This window comes from Agromyces sp. Root81 (assembly GCF_001429165.1).
In the GTDB taxonomy this organism is placed as follows: Bacteria; Actinomycetota; Actinomycetes; order Actinomycetales; family Microbacteriaceae; genus Agromyces.
Genome location: NZ_LMIR01000004.1, coordinates 280,329 through 297,738 on the forward strand (window position 1 = coordinate 280,329; position 17,410 = coordinate 297,738).

General features: G+C 72.1%; 17 protein-coding genes. 6 read left to right on the plus strand and 11 right to left on the minus strand.

Annotation, left to right across the window (positions count from 1 at the left end):
- Nucleotides 1–29: 29 nt before the first annotated feature.
- Together ASE14_RS18115 and ASE14_RS18120 are read left to right on the plus strand one after the other, a co-directional pair.
- The gene (locus tag ASE14_RS18115) at nucleotides 30–1,541 is read left to right on the plus strand and encodes an NAD(P)/FAD-dependent oxidoreductase (RefSeq protein WP_082601039.1); all 1,512 of its coding nucleotides are present in this window, start codon (nucleotides 30–32) and stop codon (nucleotides 1,539–1,541) included.
- Nucleotides 1,538–2,005, plus strand: coding sequence for a hypothetical protein (locus ASE14_RS18120; protein ID WP_056658441.1), 468 nt, complete (start codon nucleotides 1,538–1,540; stop codon nucleotides 2,003–2,005). Before ASE14_RS18115 ends, ASE14_RS18120 begins: the two co-directional genes overlap by 4 nt.
- Here the strand turns inward: ASE14_RS18120 and ASE14_RS18125 are convergent.
- The 5 genes from ASE14_RS18125 to ASE14_RS18145 all read right to left on the minus strand — a co-directional run bounded on the left by ASE14_RS18125 (nucleotide 1,968) and on the right by ASE14_RS18145 (nucleotide 8,440).
- Entirely contained in the window at nucleotides 1,968–2,906 is a 939-nt protein-coding gene (locus ASE14_RS18125; RefSeq protein WP_056658443.1) for a siderophore-interacting protein, read from the minus strand. The genes ASE14_RS18120 and ASE14_RS18125 overlap by 38 nt on opposite strands.
- Before the next feature lie 28 nt (nucleotides 2,907–2,934).
- Complete coding sequence (locus tag ASE14_RS18130) at nucleotides 2,935–5,043, minus strand: iron ABC transporter permease (RefSeq protein ID WP_082601040.1); 2,109 nt, start codon at nucleotides 5,041–5,043, stop codon at nucleotides 2,935–2,937.
- Nucleotides 5,015–5,995, minus strand: coding sequence for an iron-siderophore ABC transporter substrate-binding protein (locus ASE14_RS18135; RefSeq protein WP_056658445.1), 981 nt, complete (start codon nucleotides 5,993–5,995; stop codon nucleotides 5,015–5,017). Before ASE14_RS18135 ends, ASE14_RS18130 begins: the two co-directional genes overlap by 29 nt.
- A 67-nt stretch (nucleotides 5,996–6,062) precedes the next feature.
- Complete coding sequence (locus ASE14_RS18140; RefSeq protein ID WP_056658448.1) at nucleotides 6,063–6,935, minus strand: ABC transporter ATP-binding protein; 873 nt, start codon at nucleotides 6,933–6,935, stop codon at nucleotides 6,063–6,065.
- Nucleotides 6,936–7,015: 80 nt separating this feature from the next.
- A complete protein-coding gene (locus tag ASE14_RS18145; RefSeq protein WP_056658450.1) occupies nucleotides 7,016–8,440 on the minus strand; it encodes an amidase in 1,425 nt (474 codons plus the stop codon).
- A 48-nt stretch (nucleotides 8,441–8,488) separates the two neighbouring features.
- Between ASE14_RS18145 and ASE14_RS18150 the strand changes: the two genes are divergently transcribed.
- Nucleotides 8,489–9,106, plus strand: a complete 618-nt coding sequence (locus ASE14_RS18150; RefSeq protein ID WP_056658453.1) for a hypothetical protein — start codon at nucleotides 8,489–8,491, stop codon at nucleotides 9,104–9,106.
- Between the two features lie 52 nt (nucleotides 9,107–9,158).
- On the opposite strand, the gene ASE14_RS18155 is transcribed toward ASE14_RS18150, so the two are convergent.
- The 6 genes from ASE14_RS18155 to ASE14_RS18180 form a co-directional block, all read right to left on the minus strand.
- Complete coding sequence (locus ASE14_RS18155) at nucleotides 9,159–9,737, minus strand: GNAT family N-acetyltransferase (RefSeq protein WP_056658456.1); 579 nt, start codon at nucleotides 9,735–9,737, stop codon at nucleotides 9,159–9,161.
- 55 nt (nucleotides 9,738–9,792) lie between these two features.
- Nucleotides 9,793–10,479, minus strand: coding sequence for a uracil-DNA glycosylase (locus ASE14_RS18160; RefSeq protein ID WP_157373081.1), 687 nt, complete (start codon nucleotides 10,477–10,479; stop codon nucleotides 9,793–9,795).
- Nucleotides 10,480–10,488: 9 nt separating this feature from the next.
- Complete coding sequence (locus tag ASE14_RS18165; protein ID WP_056658460.1) at nucleotides 10,489–11,208, minus strand: Type 1 glutamine amidotransferase-like domain-containing protein; 720 nt, start codon at nucleotides 11,206–11,208, stop codon at nucleotides 10,489–10,491.
- Nucleotides 11,205–11,729 (minus strand): phosphoribosyltransferase, encoded by a 525-nt coding sequence (locus tag ASE14_RS18170; protein WP_056658462.1) that lies wholly within the window; start codon nucleotides 11,727–11,729, stop codon nucleotides 11,205–11,207. Before ASE14_RS18170 ends, ASE14_RS18165 begins: the two co-directional genes overlap by 4 nt.
- Before the next feature lie 67 nt (nucleotides 11,730–11,796).
- Nucleotides 11,797–12,588 (minus strand): potassium channel family protein, encoded by a 792-nt coding sequence (locus ASE14_RS18175; protein ID WP_056658465.1) that lies wholly within the window; start codon nucleotides 12,586–12,588, stop codon nucleotides 11,797–11,799.
- Nucleotides 12,589–12,590: 2 nt separating this feature from the next.
- Nucleotides 12,591–13,376, minus strand: coding sequence for an SDR family NAD(P)-dependent oxidoreductase (locus ASE14_RS18180; RefSeq protein ID WP_200953381.1), 786 nt, complete (start codon nucleotides 13,374–13,376; stop codon nucleotides 12,591–12,593).
- A 50-nt stretch (nucleotides 13,377–13,426) separates the two neighbouring features.
- On the opposite strand from ASE14_RS18180, the gene ASE14_RS18185 reads away from it, so the two are divergent.
- The 3 genes from ASE14_RS18185 (at nucleotide 13,427) to ASE14_RS18195 (ending at nucleotide 17,409) form a co-directional block, all read left to right on the plus strand.
- Nucleotides 13,427–14,527, plus strand: a complete 1,101-nt coding sequence (locus tag ASE14_RS18185) for an acyltransferase family protein (RefSeq protein WP_056658467.1) — start codon at nucleotides 13,427–13,429, stop codon at nucleotides 14,525–14,527.
- Between the two features lie 147 nt (nucleotides 14,528–14,674).
- Nucleotides 14,675–15,997 carry a bifunctional o-acetylhomoserine/o-acetylserine sulfhydrylase gene (locus ASE14_RS18190; protein ID WP_056658470.1) on the plus strand — a complete coding sequence of 441 codons (1,323 nt, stop codon included), beginning with the start codon at nucleotides 14,675–14,677 and terminating at the stop codon, nucleotides 15,995–15,997.
- Between the two features lie 206 nt (nucleotides 15,998–16,203).
- On the plus strand, nucleotides 16,204–17,409 hold the full coding sequence (locus ASE14_RS18195; protein ID WP_056658473.1) for a homoserine O-acetyltransferase: 1,206 nt from the start codon (nucleotides 16,204–16,206) through the stop codon (nucleotides 17,407–17,409).
- Nucleotide 17,410: the final 1 nt, after the last annotated feature.

Consider the following 17,410-nt stretch of genomic DNA (forward strand, 5'->3'; position numbering starts at 1 on the left):
CGAGTGCCGGCACGCCGGAGGGGAACGGGATGGAACGCGAAGTCGACGTCATCGTCATCGGCGGCGGGCCGGTCGGTGAGAATGCGGCCGATCGGGCTCGAGCCGCCGGGCTCGAGGTCGTGCTGGTCGAACGGGAACTCGTCGGAGGCGAGTGCTCCTACTGGGCGTGCGTCCCGTCGAAGACGTTGCTGCGCAGCGCCGCCGCACTCCGCGCCGCCCAGCGCGTCGACGGCGCGAGGCAGGCGGCGACCGGCCGCCTCGACGTGCCGGCGGTGCTCGCCCGACGCGACGACTGGGTCTCCGACTGGAACGACCAGGGCGGCGCCGACTGGCTCGAGAGCATCGGCGTCAGCCTCGAGCGGGGTCACGGCCGCATCGACGGCGTGCGCCGCGTCGTCGTCGAGCGCACTGGCGGCGAGGAGGTCGTGTACCTGGCCCGTCACGCGGTGATCGTCGCGACCGGGTCCGATCCCGTGATTCCGCCGATCGAGGGCCTCGCCGAGGCCGCCCCATGGACGAGCCGCGAGGCCACGAGCGTCACCGAACCGCCGGCGAGGCTCGTCGTCATCGGCGGCGGGGTCACGGGGGTCGAGATGGCGACCGCCTTCGCCGGTTTCGGCACCGAGGTCACCGTGCTCGCCCGCAGCGGTCTGCTCGGCGCCATGGAGCCGTTCGCCGGAGACGCCGTGGCGAATGGGCTGCGGGGGCTCGGGGCATCCGTTCGCCTCGGCAGTCGGCCCGCCCGTGTCGAGCGCGACGCAAGCGGCGAGGTCGTCGTCACCCTCGACGACGGCGACGTCCTGACGGCTGACGAGGTCCTCGTGGCCACCGGCCGCCGGCCCCGCTCCGAGCGGCTCGGCCTCGAGACGATCGGCCTCGAACCCGGCGACTGGATCGCCGTCGACGACACCATGCTCGCCACGGGAGCCACCGGCAACGACGCGCAGCCGTGGCTCTACGCCGTCGGCGACGTGAACCACCGGGCGCTGCTCACACATCAGGGCAAGTACCAGGCGCGCGGCGTCGGCGACCTCGTCGCCGCGCGCGCCCTCGGCGTGCCCGAGCAGACGCTGCCGTGGGGCGCACACGTCGCGACGGCCGACCACACGGCCGTGCCGCAGGTCGTGTTCGCCGAGCCCGAGGCCGTCTCGGTCGGCATCACGGCGGCGGGTGCCGAGCGCGACGGGCGCCGGGTGCGCATCGCCGACGTGTCGTTCGCGTCGGTCAGCGGCGCCGGCATCCTCGCCGACGGCTACGAGGGGCGGGCGAGGCTCGTCGTCGACGCCGAGCGCGGCACGGTCGTCGGCGCGACGTTCGTCGGGCAGGACGTCGCCGAGCTCCTGCAGTCGGCGACGATCGCGATCGTCGGCGAGGTGCCGATCGACCGGCTCTGGCACGCCGTGCCGGCCTTCCCCACCATGAGCGAGGTCTGGCTGCGACTGCTCGAAGCCCTCGGCAGACCTGCCGCAGCGGATGCCTCGGGGCCGGCTGAAGCCGAGCAGGACGCCGCCGACCGCACCGACGACGAGGCGGCGGCATGAGCGGCGACGCGAGCGGCATCCGGAGCGGCGCCGTGAACGGCATCCGGCCCGAGCGTCCGAGCGACCGCACGATCCGCATCCCCCTGACGGACTCCCGCATCAGCCGTCTCGGCTACTGGTGGGCGACCGCCGTCGGCTTCACGTGGGGCTTCATCTGGAGCACGGGCCCGATCGAGCGCCGGCACGGGCTCATCGTCTTCACCGGCATGCCGAAGTGGACCTTCGGCCGCGGAGGATCGTGCGTCGGCGGCTGCTACCTCACGAACCGCAACGCCGGCGAGCGCGTGCTCGGGCACGAGGCGGTGCACAAGGAGCAGTGGCTGAAGTACGGCATGCTCTTCCCGCTGCTCTACTTCGTCGCCGGCCGCAACCCGCTGAAGAACCGCTTCGAGATCGAGGCGGGCCTCGAGGCGGGCGGCTACCTGCCTACCCCTCGGCGCGGCCGAGCTTCCAGTACCCCATGAAGGCGACTCGGCGCCGATCGACGCCGAGTCCCTTCACGAGGTGGCGGCGCAGCGTCGTGATCGCGGTGGCCTCGCCGGCGAGCCAGGCGTAGACCCCGCCGTCGTCGGCGGCCGCGGGCGCCTCCCAGACGAGGTCGTCGTCGTCGAGCGCGGGCAGTTCGCGCGCGGTCGCCGGGGCCGCGGCCGGCACGGCGGCCGCGGCGGGGTCGGCGGCGACCCACGCGTCGGCCCACGCGGTGACCGCTTCGACGAGGCGCGCGCCGTACCCGGGCTCGCCGTCGTGCCCGTGCGCTGCGGCGTCGCGGGCCAGCCAGTGCACCGCGACGCCGGACGGACCGCGCAGCTCGAGCGCGTCGGCGGCCTCGGGCACCTCGAGGAACACCGCTCCCCGGGAGTCGTCGGGCAGCTGTTCGAGGATCGCGCCGACCGCGGGCACCGCGGTCTCGTCGCCCGCGATGAGCAGGGTGCCTGCGGCGCCCGGGCGCCACTCCCATCCGCCCGACTCCTCCTCGCTCGTCGCATCGGGCGCGATGACGAGCAGGCGGTCGCCCGGCTTCGCCGTGCCGATCCACCGCGACGCGGGGCCGCTGTCGCCGTGGGCGACGAAGTCGACGTCGAGCTCCCCCGCCGCGGGCCGCGCCTCGCGGATCGTGTACGTGCGGATCGGGTTGCGGCGCTCGTCAGGCAGGGCCCGCCACGCCGAGTACCAGTCGCCCTCGAACGGCACGTGGTCGTATCCGCTCGACGCGAGCGGGAGCACGACCTTGATGCGCTGGTCGGGGCCGTCCCAGCCGAGCTCCCTCAGGTCGTCGGAGCGGAACGTCACGCGCACGAAGTGCGGCGACATCCGCGTGATCTGGGCGACCTGGGTGTCGAACACTCGGTATCCGGGCTTGGCCATGCGAACTCTCTTCCGTGGGAATGGCGGGTCAGGCGCTCCGGCGCGAACGCCACAGCAGCCAGACGAAGTAGGGGGCGCCGACGACGGCGGTGAGGAGGCCAGCGGGCAGCTGCGCCGGGGCGATGACGGTGCGTCCGAGGGTGTCGGCGACGCACACGAGCAGCGCCCCGAGCAGTGCCGCGAGCGGCAGCACGAGCGCGTGGCGGGACCCCACGAGCGCTCGCGCCGCATGCGGCGCGACGAGACCGACGAAGCCGATGACGCCCACGGCCGAGACGGCGGTCGCCGTGAGGGCGACGCTGACGGCGAGCAGGCCGAGCCGAGCCGAGCCGAGTCGCACGCCGAGCACCCGCGGGGTGTCGTCGTCGAACGCGAGCAGGTCGAGCTCCCGGCGCGCAGAGACGAGCAGGGGCACGGCGACGAGGATCACGATCGCGAGCGGGATGAGCTGCGGGAAGGTGCGCCCGTACGTCGAGCCCGACATCCAGGTGAGCGCCTTCGCCGCGTTGTACGGGTCGGTCGCGATGATCAGCATCGAGGTGATGGCTCCTGCGGCCGCCGAGACACCGAGGCCGATCAGGATGAGCCGGGTCGAGGCGAGACCGCCGCGCATCGCGAGCCCGAAGACGATGAGCGCGGCGAGCGCGGCACCGGCGAGGCCGCCGATCGTGACGCCGAGGAACGTCGCGAACGGCCAGAAGGTGATCACGAGCACCGCGCCGACGCCGGCTCCCCCGGTGACGCCGAGGATGGCAGGTTCGGCGAGCGGGTTGCGCGAGACCGCCTGCACGACCGTGCCGGCGAGCGCGAGGGCGGCACCGGCGAGGATCGCGGCGGCGACCCTCGGCGCACGGGTGTTCATCACGAACTCGACGAGCGGCCCGGCTTGCCCGGTCGCCCAGTTGAGCACGTCGCCGCCGAGCATCTTGGCGTCGCCGAGCAGGAGCGAGACGAACGCGAGCACGACCAGCAGCACGGCGGATGCCGCGATCACGAGCCCGCGACCACGGGGCGAGAGCCCGGCGCCGATGACGAAGCCGGTGCCGCTCTCGGAGGAGGCGCGAGCCCGAAGCGCCAGGGCGATGAGGAACACCGCGCCGAAGATCGTGGTGACGACTCCCGTGGGCACCTCGACCGCCGCTTGCCCGCCGAACGCGAGACGCAGCAGCACGTCGGCGCCGAGCACGACGATGACGCCCATGACGGCCGCGGCGGGGATGAGCAGGACGTGCTTCTGCATGCCCGGCACGCGCACGGCGATGAGCCGCACGATGGCGGGAGCCGCGAGGCCGACGAAGCCGATCGGCCCTGCGACCGTGACCGCCGCCGCCGAGAGCAGCACGGCGATGAGGAGGCCGACGAGTCGCGTGCGCCGCACCTGAACGCCGAGCACCGTCGCCGTGTCCTCGCCGAGCGCGATGAGGTCGAACTGGCGGGCGAAGAGGAAGAGTACGGCGACCGCGAGCAGCACGACGGGCCCGAGCTGGAGCATGGGGGCCATGCCCGTCTGCGCGAGCGTGCCGTTGCCCCACGAGTAGAGGCCCTCGGTGCGCTCGGGGAAGAGCAGGAGCAGCATCGTCGTGAGCGCCGTGAGCGCGAGGGCGATGGCGGATCCGGCGAGCACGAGGCGCACGGTGCCGCCGCCGCGACCGCCGCCCGCCGACAGCGCGAGCACGACGCCCGCTGCGGCGAGGCCGCCGACGAAGGCGACGACGCCGCCGCCCGCGACCGGGAGGACGATGCCGAACGCCGCGACCGCGACCACGGCGAGGTAGGACCCCGCATTGACCGCGAGTGTGTCGGGCGAGGCCAGCACGTTCCGCGAGATGCTCTGCATCACGAGCCCGGCCACGCCGAGGGCGATGCCGATGAGCACGCCGGCGGCGAGACGCGGCATCCGTGAGGCGAGGAGTACTGCGGCCGACTGGTCGTCGGAAGCACCCGTGAGCAGCCCGAGCAGCTCGGGCAGGCCGACATCGGCCGAGCCCTGCGTCACGTGCACCGCGGCGAGCAGCGTCGCGACGACGAGCCCGAGCGCGATCAGGAGCACCGCGCCGAGGCGGGGCCGGGGGGCCCCGCCTCGGGCGGGAATCAGCGCTTCAGCCTGTTCAGCCGGCAAGGGTGGCGACGACGGCATCGATGTAGTCGTTCATCGACGAAGGGCCGCCGAACATCCAGACGCCGTCGGGCAGACGGTGCACGTTGCCGCTCTGCACGAACGGCAGCGACAGCCAGACGGCGTTGCCGGCGAGCTCGTTCTGGTACGCGTCGGTCTCGCCGTTGGCGATGTAGAGGAATTCCACGTCGCCCATGGCGGTGAGGCCCTCGACGTCGGTCGAGTCGAGGCCGTAGTCGGCGTCGCCCGTACCGGTCCAGGCGTTCTCGAGGCCGAGCTCCTCGGTGACGGCGGTCAGCAGCGCGCCCTCGGCGAAGGGACGGATCGAGACCTGGCCGCCCGTGGCCCACGAGTCGCTCATCATGAACGGAGCGCCCGTGAGACCGGCGGTCTCGAGCGCGGCCTTGCCCTCGGCGAGCTTCTCGTGGAAGCCGGCGAGCAGTTCCTCGCCCTCGGCGACGCGTCCGGTCGCGGTCGCGATGCGCTCGAGGTTCGACTCCATCTGGCCGATGGGGTTCGACGCGTCGGCGCCGCGCACCACCATCACGGGCGCGAACTCCTCGATCTGGGCGATCACCGACTCCGACAGGTCGGTCGTGGTCAGCACGAGTTCGGGAGCGAGTCCGGCGATGGCGTCGACCGAGGGCTCACCGCGGTCGCCGACATCCGTCACGCTCTCGTCGAGCGTCTCGGCCTTCACCCAGTCGCCGTAGCCCTCGATGTCGGCGACGCCCACCGGCATGACGCCGAGCGCGACGAGGTTCTCGGCGGTGTTCCACTCGAGCGCCACGACCTTCTCGGCCGGCGCTGCGAGCTCGACCGACTCGCCGCGGTCGTCGGTGATGGTGATCGCGGCCTGGCCGCTCGCCGCTCCGGCGTTCTCGGTGGTGCCGCAGCCGCTGAGCAGCAGCACGGAAGCCGCGGCGATGGCGGTCAGGGCGATGGTCGGCCGGGTGACGGCAGCGGTTCTCATGGTGTCCTTCGATCGGCGCGCGGGCAGAGGTGTCCCACGCGATGGGGGGGGATCAGGTCGGGCCGCGCTAGGCGACGGCGAGTCGTTCGACGCGTTGACGCGTGTTGTAGCGGCCGATGGGGCAGGTCGTGATGCAGCCGCGGTCGTCGACCTCGACGTCGACGCGGATGCCGTAGGCCGAGCTCAGCACGTCGGAGACGAGCACCTCGGCGGGGGTGCCGACGGCGCGGATGCGGCCGGATTCGAGCAGCACCACGCGGTCGGCGACGGCCGCGGCCTGGTCGAGGTCGTGCAGCACCACGCCGATGGTGACCCCGTGGTCGTCGGCGAGTTCACGGATCAGGTCGAGGAGCTCCACCTGGTATCGGAGGTCGAGGTAGGTCGTCGGTTCGTCGAGGAGGAGCACGCTGGTGTCCTGCGCGAGGCACGAGGCGAGCCAGACGCGCTGCAGCTGGCCGCCGGAGAGCCGGTCGACGGGCTGCTCGGCGAAGGCGGCGACCCCGGTGAGCTCCATCGCGCGAGCGACGATCCCGGCGCCCTCGGCGTCGCCGGCGATCCAGCGGCCGCGGTGCGGGTGCCGACCGAACTCGACGAGTTCGCGCACGGTGATGCCGCCGGGCGTCGGCCGGCTCTGCGCGAGCATGGTCACTCGTCGGGCGAAGTCCCGGCCGTTCAGGCTCGCGGCGTCGATGCCGTGCTCGACGAGGTCGTCGGGCTCGGCGCCGTGCGCGCCCGCGCTGATCGTGTGGCCGTCGTCGGCGGCGAGGAGCACGCGGCCGGCGTCGGGCCGGTGCAGGCGGGCGAGCGCACGCAGCAGCGTCGACTTGCCGCTGCCGTTGGGGCCGACGAGCGCGGTGACCTTGCCCGGTTCGAGGTGGATCTCCGCTCCGTGCACCACGGGGGCGCCGTCGTAGGAGAGGGTGAGGTCGAGACCGAGCATGCCTCCACTATAGGTGAGGCTTACCTAACTTCGTCAAGCCGGGTCGTCGCACGACGATGCGACGCGTGCTCGCGCGACGTTCACCACAGCTCGGGATGCCGCCCGCTCCGCCGCACCCGGCGCTCGAGTTGCGCGGCGAGCGCGAAGAGCGTCGCCTCCCCGCCCGGGCGCCCGATGAGCTGCACGCCCATCGGAACGCCGTTCGCCGTCTCCGAGACGGGCACGGTGATCGCCGGTAGGCCCGAGACGTTCACGAACGAGGTGAACGGCGTGAACTGCACCTGCTGGGCGAAGTTGCGCTCGCCGTCGTCGGGGTCGTACCAGCCGACCGGGCGGGGCGTCATGGCGAGCGCGGGCGTCAGCACCGCGTCGAACGAGGCGAACCGGCGGATGGCCCGCTCCTCGAACCCGGTCAGCCACGCGAGCGCCTCGGCGAGCTGCCGTGCGGGCACCGCCCGCCCGCGCTGCAGCAGCCAGCGAGTCAACGGTTCGAGCATCGCCTCGGCCTCGCCGTCGACGGGAATCGTCGCGGCGCCGGCCTGCCAGATCGTGCGGAACGCCTCGGAGTAGCCGGGCTCCGGCATCGGAGCCATCGCCTCGAGGCCGTGCCCGAGGCCGTCGAGCACCTCGATGCCGAGGTCGAGCGCTGCGCGCGCCTCGGGGTCGATCACGATGTCGTAGGCGTCATCCCACGGTGAGTCGGTCATGACGCCGATCTGGAACCGGCCCTCGCCGCGGATCGCCGCACCGAGGAACGGCCCGTCGTCGCCCGGCGCACGCACCGCGTAGCGGTGCGCCGCGGGATACCCGGCGGGAGCGATCATGCCATCGAGCAGGAGTGCGGCATCGGCGACCGTGCGGGCGAGCGGCCCGGCGACGCCCAGCCCGCCGAGGCTCGAGAGCCCAGAACCCGCCGGCACTCGTCCGCGGCTCGGCTTGACGCCCACGAGGCCGCACGAGGCAGCCGGGATGCGGATCGATCCGCCGCCGTCGGACCCCGGCGCGAAGGGCAGCATGCCGGATGCCACGGCCGCCGCCGCTCCCCCGCTCGAGCCGCCCGCGCCGAGCGCGAGGTTCCACGGGTTCCGAGTCGGAATCGTGCCGACTCCCTCGGTGTACGAGGGCAGGCCGAACTCCGGCGTCTGGGACTTGCCGAGGCTGACCGCGCCCGCCGTGTCGACCGCCTGCACGAGCTCGTCGTCGGCGTCCGGCACGAAGTCGGTGAAGACGCGGGAGCCGAACCGTGCCGGCACCCCGGCGCGCAGGTGCAGGTCCTTGTCTGCGAGCGGCAGCCCCCAGAGCGGCGCCGTCTTCGGCACCTCGGCGGCCACGTGGCGCGCCCGTTCGAGCGCGGCCTCGGGGGTGACGGTCGCGAAGGCGCCGACCTCGGGGTTCAGCCGCTCGATGCGGGCGAGGTAGTGCTCGGCCAGCTCGACGGGCAAGACGTCGCCCCGCTGCAGCATCTGGTGGAGCTCGAGGGCGGTGTGGTCGTGCAACGACGTCATGCTCCGAGCCTACGGCCGCGTGCGGTGCGGCGACGCTATCGTGGGGCCATGCAGGCCATCACGAGGCATCCGCTCGTCTCGGGCGCCGCGTGGGCGGCCCTCTTCGGCGCCGTCATCGTCGTCGCCGTGTTCCTCGACTGGCCGACCTGGGCGTGGTCGCTGCTCGTCGTGCTGCTCGTCGCACCGAGCCTCACCGCGACGATCGTCGTACTGCGGGCGACGCCGCGCGACCACCTCGAGCACCGCACCTCGGTGTTCGGCCACTTCTTCGCGCGCTACCTGACGCTCGTCTTCGCCTTCTTCGCCTGGTCGGGCTCTGTGGTGCTCGGCGCCGCCATCTCGACCTCGATCCAGCTCGCCGCCGAGGGCAAGGAGGAGGAGCTGACGGGCATCGGCTTCGACGTGCTCGCCGCGCTCACTCCCATCGCGGCGACCGTGCTCTGGGCCGCACTCGTGGTGCGCTGCTCCTGGTTCCTCGCACGGCTCCGCGGCTGGAGCGAGGCGCCCGAGACGAGCGAGGTGCCCGATTCGCTGCTCTCTGGCCGCCCGGCCCTCCGCCGGGTCGCGATCGGCCTCGCCCACCCCGGCCTCCTACTCGCAACGGGGCTCGCCTCAGCACTCCTCGCGATGCTCGCCGCGGAGGTCGAGCTCAGCTTCTTCACCTGAGCACGGCGCGGCGCCCGTGCGCACGGGTGCCCGCGCCGCAGCATCCGCTCGGCTACTTGAGCGACTTCTGCAGCAGCACCGTGCCGAGCCAGCGGTCGAACTTGAAGCCGACGCGGCCCATGCGACCGATCTCCACGAAGCCGAACTTCTCGTGCAGCGCGATCGAGGCCTCGGCGCCCTGGTCGGCGATGACGGCGATCATCTCCTTGAGGCCCGCCGCCTTCGACCGGTCGATGAGCTCGCCGAGCAGCACCCGACCGAGTCCCTTGCCGGATGCCGCGGGGCCGAGGTAGATCGAGTTCTCGACCGTGAACCGGTAGGCCCGCTTCGGCTTCCACGGCGCGACGAGCGCGTAGCCGAGCAGCCCGCCGCTCGGCGACTCCGCGACGATGAACGGCATGCCGAGCTTGTCGAGGGAGGCGAACTTCGTCTTCCACTCCTGGAGGGTCATGGCGTCCTCGTCGAACGTGACCGTGGAGTTGGCGACGTAGTAGTTGTAGATCTCGCGCACCGCGGGCAGGTCGGCGGCACGGGCCTCGCGGATCGTGTACTCGAACGGTGCTTCGACGGGTACGGGCTTCCGAAGGTGGGGCGGCAGCACGCGGCGCTCCTGGTATTCCTCTTCGAGCATGCGGCCAAGGGTACCCGCGGCGTGTTGCAGCCGGGTTACACGGTCGCCGATCCGGTCACGCCGGCAGGCGCCAGTCGACCGGGGCCGCGCCCTGCTCCTCGAGCAGCGCGTTCGCCCGGCTGAACGGCCTCGACCCGAAGAACCCGCGCGACGCGGAGAGCGGGCTCGGATGCGCCGACTCGATCACCGGCGTCTCGCCGAGCAGAGGTCGCAGGCGCTGCGCGTCACGCCCCCAGAGGATCGCGACGAGCGGAGCATCGCGCGCGGTCAGCGTGCGGATCGCGTGGTCGGTGACCTGCTCCCAGCCCCTGCCGCGGTGGGAGCCCGCTGCACCGGGCTCGACCGTCAGCACGCGGTTCAGCAGCATCACGCCGTTCTCGGTCCAGTGCGTGAGGTCGCCGTGCGGCAGGGGCGGCACGCCGAGGTCGTCGACGAGTTCGCGGGAGATGTTCGCGAGGCTCCGCGGCAGCGGGCGCACGTGCCGGTCGACGGCGAACGAGAGGCCGATCGGATGCCCCGGGGTCGGGTACGGGTCCTGCCCGACGATGAGCACGCGCACGTCGGCGAGCGGTGCTCGGAAGGCGCGCAGCACCTGCTCGCCCGCCGGGAGGTAGCCGCGGCCCGCTGCGGTCTCGGCGCGCAGGAACCCGCCGAGCTCGGCGATCGTCGGCGCCACCGGCGCGAGCGCCGCGGCCCACCCCGGGTCGACGAGCCCGGCCCCGAACTCGTCAGGCGACTGCACCGAGTCCACTCAGACGCCGATCGTGGAGACCAGCACGCCGCCCTCGGTCGGCAGCACCCGCCAGACGCTGCCCTCGCCCTCGGAGCCGAGGCGGCCGTCGCCCACGATCAGCGCCGTGCGCTCGTCGATGCCGAGCCCGCCCCCGATGAGCCCGGATTCGACGGCGGCGACCAGTCGGGAGAGCATGCCGCGCTGGGCGACGTGCACCTCGATGGCGACGTCGACCAGGCCGATCCCGGACTCGATCTCGAGCTCGAGCCCCGGCTCCTCCGGGTCCTCCGGTGCGACGGGCACGCCGCCGATGCGCGAGCCGCTCCCGAGGGAGCCCTCCGCCGCGACCATCGCACCGGCCGAGACGCCGAGGTAGGGCACGCCGGCGGCGACCTGCCGACGCAGCTCGCCGAACAGCGGTTCGAGTCCGGCGCGCACCTCTTCGACGACGCCGCCGCCCACGGCGATGCCGTCGACGTCGGCGATCGCGCTGAGCGCGACCGGCTCGCCGGGCCGCCCCGCGGTCGCAAGCGCCTCGATGCCGTCGCCGGCCGCGGTCAGGAGCTCGGCGAGCGCCGCGGCCTTCTCCTGGGCCTCGGGGTGCAATGAGATCACGGCGATGCGCGGCCGGGCGCGGCCCGCTGCGCTCGCCCGTGCGGCGGCCTCGGCGACGAACGGCGCGTACAACGCGGCATCCGCGATCGTGGTCGCCCCGCCGCCGATGAGGTGGATGCTCACGCGGCGCCCTCGACGACCTCGACGGGCGGCAGCGCCGACCACGGGAAGACGATCCAGTCGTCGGTGCGGCGGTAGTCGAAGTCGGGCGCGAGCACCGTGTGCGACTTCGTGTAGAGCGTGGCGGTGCGCACGTCGGCGCCCTCGTCGGTGAGCAGCGCGAGCACCTTGGCGAGCGTGCGCCCCGAGTCCGAGACGTCGTCGACGAGCAGCACGCGCTTGCCGCCGAGCGCCGGCGCGTCGAGCATCGGCGGGTGCAGCACGGGCTCGGGCAGGCGCTCGTCGATGCCCGAGTAGAACTCGACGTTGATCGAACCGCACGCCTTGGTGCCGAGGGCGTAGGAGATCGCCCCCGCGAGCAGCAGTCCGCCGCGGGCGATCGCGATCACGACGTCGGGGCGGAAACCCGAGCGGAGCACGTCGCGGGCGAGCGTGCGCGCCGCCTCGCCGAACTCGTCCCAGGTGAGGATCTCGCGCTGGATGCCATCGGATCCGAGGGCTGCGTCGTTGGCATCGAAAGTCATGCCATCAGGGTATCCGTCGAAGCTGCGTGCCGGCGCGGCCGAGCGGATGCCGCGGCATCCGCTCGCCTCAGCTCTCGCGTTCGGTCAGCGGGTCGTCGGGCGCCTCGGCGAGCAGATCGGCCATCGGGATGGGGCCCTCGACGGGCTCCTCCTCGGGAGTCGTCGCGGACGCAGCCCCGCTCGCCGTGATCGGCGCCTCGTGCGAGATCCGCACGAGCCCGATGCGTTCGTTGATGAGCGAGATGATCGTGGCCGACGCCGTGCCGACGATCGCCACGCCGCCGGCCATGAGCAGCACCGCGTAGAGCCGCCCGGGCACCGTGACCGGATAGGCGTCGCCGTAGCCGACGGTCGCCACCGTGACGACCGCCCACCAGAGGGACTCGCCGAAGCTCGTGATCGAGGCACCGGGGGCGTTCCGCTCGACCGAGAGGGTCGCGAGCGAGATGAAGTAGATGAACAGCACCGAGTAGCAGATGGCGTAGATCACGATGTTCGTGCGCACGGCGGCGCCGCTCTTGCGTTGCAGGTACGGCACCTCGCGGAGCAGCACGAGCACCCGGAACGCTCGGAACACGGGCAGCAGGGCGGAGAGCACGTCGATCGGATGCGTCCCGATGAAGTGCCACTTGTCGCCGCGCGGGGTCAGTGAGACGCGCACGATGAGATCGGCGATGAACACGATCCACGTGATCCCGAGGATGACCATCAGCCAGAGGCGCACCTCGGGGGGCAGATCCTGCACGAGCACGATCACCGAGTAGGCGACGATGAACGCCACACCGAGTGCGAAGAGCGCCACCGTCGTGCGCTGCTCCCACCAGATGCGTCGGGGCGCGGGCCTCGACCGATGCACCATGATCAGGCCCCTTCCGGGCGGACGGCCAGCGGCCCCTTGGTGAATCGGTACGGCGCGGCCTGGGCGACGGGCTTGACGACGATGAGGTCGAGATCGACGTGCCGGGGTTTCAGCACTGCGTCGGTGATCACCGCGGCGATGTCCTCGGCCACGAGCGGTTCGGGCACGTCGTCGTAGACGGCATCCGCTCTCGCACGGTCGCCGCCGAAGCGCACGAGCGCGAACTCGTCGGTCTTCACCATGCCCGGCGCGATCTCGATCACGCGCAGCGGTTCGCCGTTGAGCTCGAGCCGCAGCACCTCGGTGAGGGCGTGCGCCGCGAACTTCGCGGCGTTGTACCCGCCCCCGCCGACGTAGGCGGTGTGCCCGGCGATCGAGGTGACGTTCACGATGTCGGCGACCCCGCGTTCGACGGCCCCGCGGCGCAGCAGCGGCAGCAGGGCGCTCGTCACCCGCTTCAGGGCGAGCACGTTGACCTCGAACATCCACGCCCAGTCGTCGACGTCGGAGTCCTCGACCGAGTCGAGCCCCTTCGCCCCGCCCGCGTTGTTGACGAGTGCGTGCACGTGGCCGGTCTCCGCGAGGTGGTCGCGCAGGCGGTCGACGTCCTCCTGCTTCGTGAGGTCGGCCACGACGACGGATGCTCCGGTCTCCTCGGCGAGCGCCAGCAGGCGCTCCTCCCGGCGGGCCACCCCGACGACGCTCCACCCGGCGGCCCGGAAGGCGCGCACGGTCGCCTCGCCGATGCCGGAACTCGCACCCGTCACGACCACTCGCAGCTCGCTCATGCGCCCATTCTGCCCTGCCGCGGGCCACGCGTGCGGTTGAATGGACTGTGATGCATACCCGGCCGCAGGCGACTCCGACCAAACGCAGACGTGTACCCCTCTGGGACAACGCACGCTGGATCGCGATCACGCTCGTGGTCATCGGCCACGGCATCCTCCCGCTCATCGGCGAGTCGAACTCGGCCTACAGCGTCTACCTGTTCATCTACTCGTTCCACGTTGCGGTCTTCGTCACGGTCAGCGGGTACTTCGCGAAGTCCGGCCCGCCGAACGCGAGGGCGCTCCGTCAGATCCTCACCGACATCGTCTTCCCGTTCCTCATCTTCGAGACGATCTGGACGATCATCAAGTGGCTGCTGGGGAGCGACTTCTCACTCGACTACGCCACGGCGTCGTGGACGCTCTGGTTCCTCATCGCCCTCGCGGTGTGGCGCATCGTGCTGCCGTACCTCGTGCTGCTGCGCTACCCGCTGCTCATCGCGATCGCGATCTCGATCGGCGCCGGGTACACCGAGTCGATCGACTCGACCTTCGCCCTCTCCCGCACGTTCGGCATGCTCCCGTTCTTCGTGTTCGGCTGGAAGCTGCGGCAGTGGCAGCTGACCGGCCGCTGGCTCGAGCTCCGCTCCGCGGTGGCCTGGCGCTGGCGGGCGGGCGCGATCGCGTTGTTCGGAGTGACGCTCGTGCTCATGCCGCTCGCGATCGAGACGTGGCGCGACCTGAAGCTGCGCCGGTTCATGCTCTACGACGAGTCGTACCAGGCGATCGGCTACGACGAGCCGTGGTCCGGCGCCATCCGGCTGGGACTCCTGCTGGTCGCGATGCTCCTCTCGGTCGCGTTCCTCGTGCTGATGCCGCGCCGTGCGCACTGGTTCACCCCGTTCGGCACCGCGACGATGTACATCTACCTGCTGCACACCTTCGTGCTCTTCCCGTTCCGGGAGACGGGGGTGCTCGCCGGAGACCAGCCGTTCTGGGTGCTGCCGGCGATGATGCTCCTCTGCGTCGGGATCTCGATCGTGCTCTCGCTGAAACCGGTGCGCCGGGTGTTCCGACCGCTCGTCGAGCCGCGGGCGCGGTGGATGTTCCGCCCCGAACCGTCGACGGCGACCGGCACGATCGTGCTGCCGCCCGACGGCGGACCCAAGTAGCGGCTCGGCCGAGCTCATGCCGCGCGGCGAGCGGATGCCTCGTGCGTGACGCCGTGTTGCGGCCCCCGTTGCCCGCTCCTGCGCGCCCGCCTAACGTGGCTCGAAAGCCGCGGCGACCCGCCCGAGCCGTTCCCTGAGGAGACTCCAATGACCGAGACCGCCGACTGGCGCTTCGAGACCAAGCAGGTGCACTCGGGTGCCGCGCCCGACCCCGTGACCAACGCCCGCGCCACGCCGATCTACCAGACCACGTCTTACGTGTTCAACAGTGCCGAGCACGCGCAGAACCTGTTCGCGCTCGCCGAGTTCGGCAACATCTACACTCGCATCCAGAACCCGACGCAGGCCGTCGTCGAGGAGCGCGTCGCCGCCCTCGAGGGCGGCACGGGCGCACTGCTCGTCGCCTCGGGCCAGTCGGCGGCCACCTTCGCGGTCCTGAACATCGCCCAGGCCGGCGACCACATCGTCTCGTCGTCGTCGATCTACGGCGGCACGTACAACCTCTTCAAGTACACGCTCGCCAAGCTCGGCATCGAGGCGACCTTCGTCGAGAACCAGGACGACGCCGAGGAATGGCGCCGCGCGGTGCGCCCGAACACGAAGCTCTTCTTCGCCGAGACCATCGGCAACCCGAAGATCAACGTGCTCGACATCGGCCTCGTCTCGGGCCTCGCCCACGACGTCGGCGTGCCGCTCATCGTCGACAACACGATCGCGACCCCGTACCTCATCCGCCCGTTCGAGCACGGCGCCGACATCATCATCCACTCGGCCACGAAGTTCCTCGGCGGCCACGGCACCACGATCGGCGGCGTCATCGTCGACGGCGGGCGCTTCGAGTGGTCGAAGAACGTCGAGAAGTTCCCGGGCCTGACCGAGCCCGACCCGTCGTACCACGGTGCGAGCTACACGGCCGCGGTCGGCGACGGCCTCGCCTACATCATCAAGGCGCGTGTGCAGCTGCTCCGCGACCTCGGCGCCGCGATCTCGCCGAACAGCGCCTGGCTGCTCATCCAGGGCATCGAGACGCTCTCGCTCCGCATCGAGCGCCACGTGCAGAACGCCCAGGAGATCGCGGAGTGGCTCGACAACCACCCCGACGTCGCGAGCGTCAACTACTCGGGCCTGCCGTCGAGCCCGTGGTACGCCGCGGCCAACACGTACGCGCCGAAGGGCGTCGGCGCGGTGCTCTCGTTCGAGTTGAAGGGCGGCGTCGACGCCGGCCGCGCACTCGTCGACAACCTGTCGCTGTTCAGCCACCTCGCCAACATCGGCGACGTGCGCTCGCTCGTCATCCACCCGGCGTCGACGACGCACTCGCAGCTGACCCCCGAGCAGCAGCTCACGACCGGCGTCACACCGGGCCTCGTGCGCCTGTCGGTCGGCATCGAGAACATCGACGACCTGAAGGCCGACCTCGAGGCCGGATTCGCCGCAGCGCGCGCCGCCACGGAGGCCGCGCGCGTCTGACACGCTGCGAACGACGGATGCCGCGGGCCTGCACGGGCTCGCGGCATCCGCTGTCTCTCCGGCTCGTCGCGTTCAGCCCGCCGAGCGGTCGCGGACGGCGACCACATCGCCGCCGTGGTCGCCGTCCGCGACGTCTCGGCGACGACCGGCGCTTCCGCCGACGTAACAATGAGCGGCGGCCCCGTGACCTCGGGAAGAATCGAAGCATGGACTGGCAGACGACGGCCGACGCGGTGCCCGCGAGCATCGTCACCGAGGCGCGGGCTGCGTCGCTCACCGGCCGCGCCCCCGCGACCGGCGCCTGGCGGGAGGGCGACGCCGTCGGCGACCGCCGATTCGCGAACATCGGCGACGTGACCCTCGAGTCGGGCCGTGTGCTCCCCTCCGCACGCATCGCCTACGAGCAGTGGGGCACGCTCTCGCCCGCGCGCGACAACGCGATCCTCGTGCTGCACGCGCTGACCGGCGACAGCCACGTGGTCGGCCAGGCCGGCCCCGCGCATCCCAGCGCCGGCTGGTGGCCGGGCATCGTCGGCCCCGGCCTCGCGATCGACACCGATCGCTGGTTCGTCGTCGCGCCGAACGTGCTCGGCGGATGCCAGGGCTCGACGGGACCGGCTTCGCTCGCACCAGACCGGGCGGAATGGGGCATCCGATTCCCCTTCCTCACCATCCGCGACCAGGTGCGGGCGCAGATCGCCTTCGCGCGCGAACTCGGCATCGAACGCTTCGCCGCGGTCGTCGGCGGCTCGATGGGGGCCATGCACGTGCTGGAGTGGGCGATCATGGCACCCGATGCCGTGGAGCGCATCGCGGTGCTCGCGGCGCCCGCTTCGACCTCCGCCGACCAGATCGCCCTGAACTCCGTGCAGATCGAGGCGATCCGCACCGATCCCGCATTCCGCAGCGGCGAGTTCTACGACGCCCCCGACGGCGATGGCCCGACGCGCGGCCTCGCGCTCGCCCGGCGCATGGCGATGCTGAACTACCGCACGGCGAGCGAGCTGAACCAGCGCTTCACCCGCAGCTGGCAGTCCGACCTCGATCCGCTCGGCGGCGAAGGCCGGTTCGCGGTCGAGTCGTACCTCGACTTCCACGGCAACAAGTTCACGCGCCGCTTCGACGCGAACAGCTACATCGTGCTCACCCAGGCGATGAACTCGCACGACATCGGGCGCGGGCGCCGCGGCGTCGAGGCGGCACTGGCCCGGGTCGAAGCTCGCAGTCTCGTGCTCGGCATCGACAGCGACCGGTACTTCCCGCTCAGCGGCCAGCGGGTGATCGCTGCCGGTCTTCGCGGCAGCGTCCACGGCGACTCGCCCGTCGTCGTCTCGTCCGAATACGGCCACGACGCCTTCCTCATCGAGGACGACGCGATCGCCGCTGCGATCGGCGGACTGCTCGACGCCTGAC

What these genes read in the sequence shown, in the direction of transcription:
- ASE14_RS18115 (WP_082601039.1), top strand. Translation starts at nt 30, where the DNA reads ATGGAACGCGAAGTCGACGTCATCGTCATCGGCGGCGGGCCGGTCGGT.
- ASE14_RS18120 (WP_056658441.1), top strand. Translation starts at nt 1,538, where the DNA reads ATGAGCGGCGACGCGAGCGGCATCCGGAGCGGCGCCGTGAACGGCATC.
- ASE14_RS18125 (WP_056658443.1), bottom strand. Translation starts at nt 2,906, where the DNA reads ATGGCCAAGCCCGGATACCGAGTGTTCGACACCCAGGTCGCCCAGATC.
- ASE14_RS18130 (WP_082601040.1), bottom strand. Translation starts at nt 5,043, where the DNA reads ATGCCGTCGTCGCCACCCTTGCCGGCTGAACAGGCTGAAGCGCTGATT.
- ASE14_RS18135 (WP_056658445.1), bottom strand. Translation starts at nt 5,995, where the DNA reads ATGAGAACCGCTGCCGTCACCCGGCCGACCATCGCCCTGACCGCCATC.
- ASE14_RS18140 (WP_056658448.1), bottom strand. Translation starts at nt 6,935, where the DNA reads ATGCTCGGTCTCGACCTCACCCTCTCCTACGACGGCGCCCCCGTGGTG.
- ASE14_RS18145 (WP_056658450.1), bottom strand. Translation starts at nt 8,440, where the DNA reads ATGACGTCGTTGCACGACCACACCGCCCTCGAGCTCCACCAGATGCTG.
- ASE14_RS18150 (WP_056658453.1), top strand. Translation starts at nt 8,489, where the DNA reads ATGCAGGCCATCACGAGGCATCCGCTCGTCTCGGGCGCCGCGTGGGCG.
- ASE14_RS18155 (WP_056658456.1), bottom strand. Translation starts at nt 9,737, where the DNA reads ATGCTCGAAGAGGAATACCAGGAGCGCCGCGTGCTGCCGCCCCACCTT.
- ASE14_RS18170 (WP_056658462.1), bottom strand. Translation starts at nt 11,729, where the DNA reads ATGACTTTCGATGCCAACGACGCAGCCCTCGGATCCGATGGCATCCAG.
- ASE14_RS18175 (WP_056658465.1), bottom strand. Translation starts at nt 12,588, where the DNA reads ATGGTGCATCGGTCGAGGCCCGCGCCCCGACGCATCTGGTGGGAGCAG.
- ASE14_RS18180 (WP_200953381.1), bottom strand. Translation starts at nt 13,376, where the DNA reads ATGAGCGAGCTGCGAGTGGTCGTGACGGGTGCGAGTTCCGGCATCGGC.
- ASE14_RS18185 (WP_056658467.1), top strand. Translation starts at nt 13,427, where the DNA reads ATGCATACCCGGCCGCAGGCGACTCCGACCAAACGCAGACGTGTACCC.
- ASE14_RS18190 (WP_056658470.1), top strand. Translation starts at nt 14,675, where the DNA reads ATGACCGAGACCGCCGACTGGCGCTTCGAGACCAAGCAGGTGCACTCG.
- ASE14_RS18195 (WP_056658473.1), top strand. Translation starts at nt 16,204, where the DNA reads ATGGACTGGCAGACGACGGCCGACGCGGTGCCCGCGAGCATCGTCACC.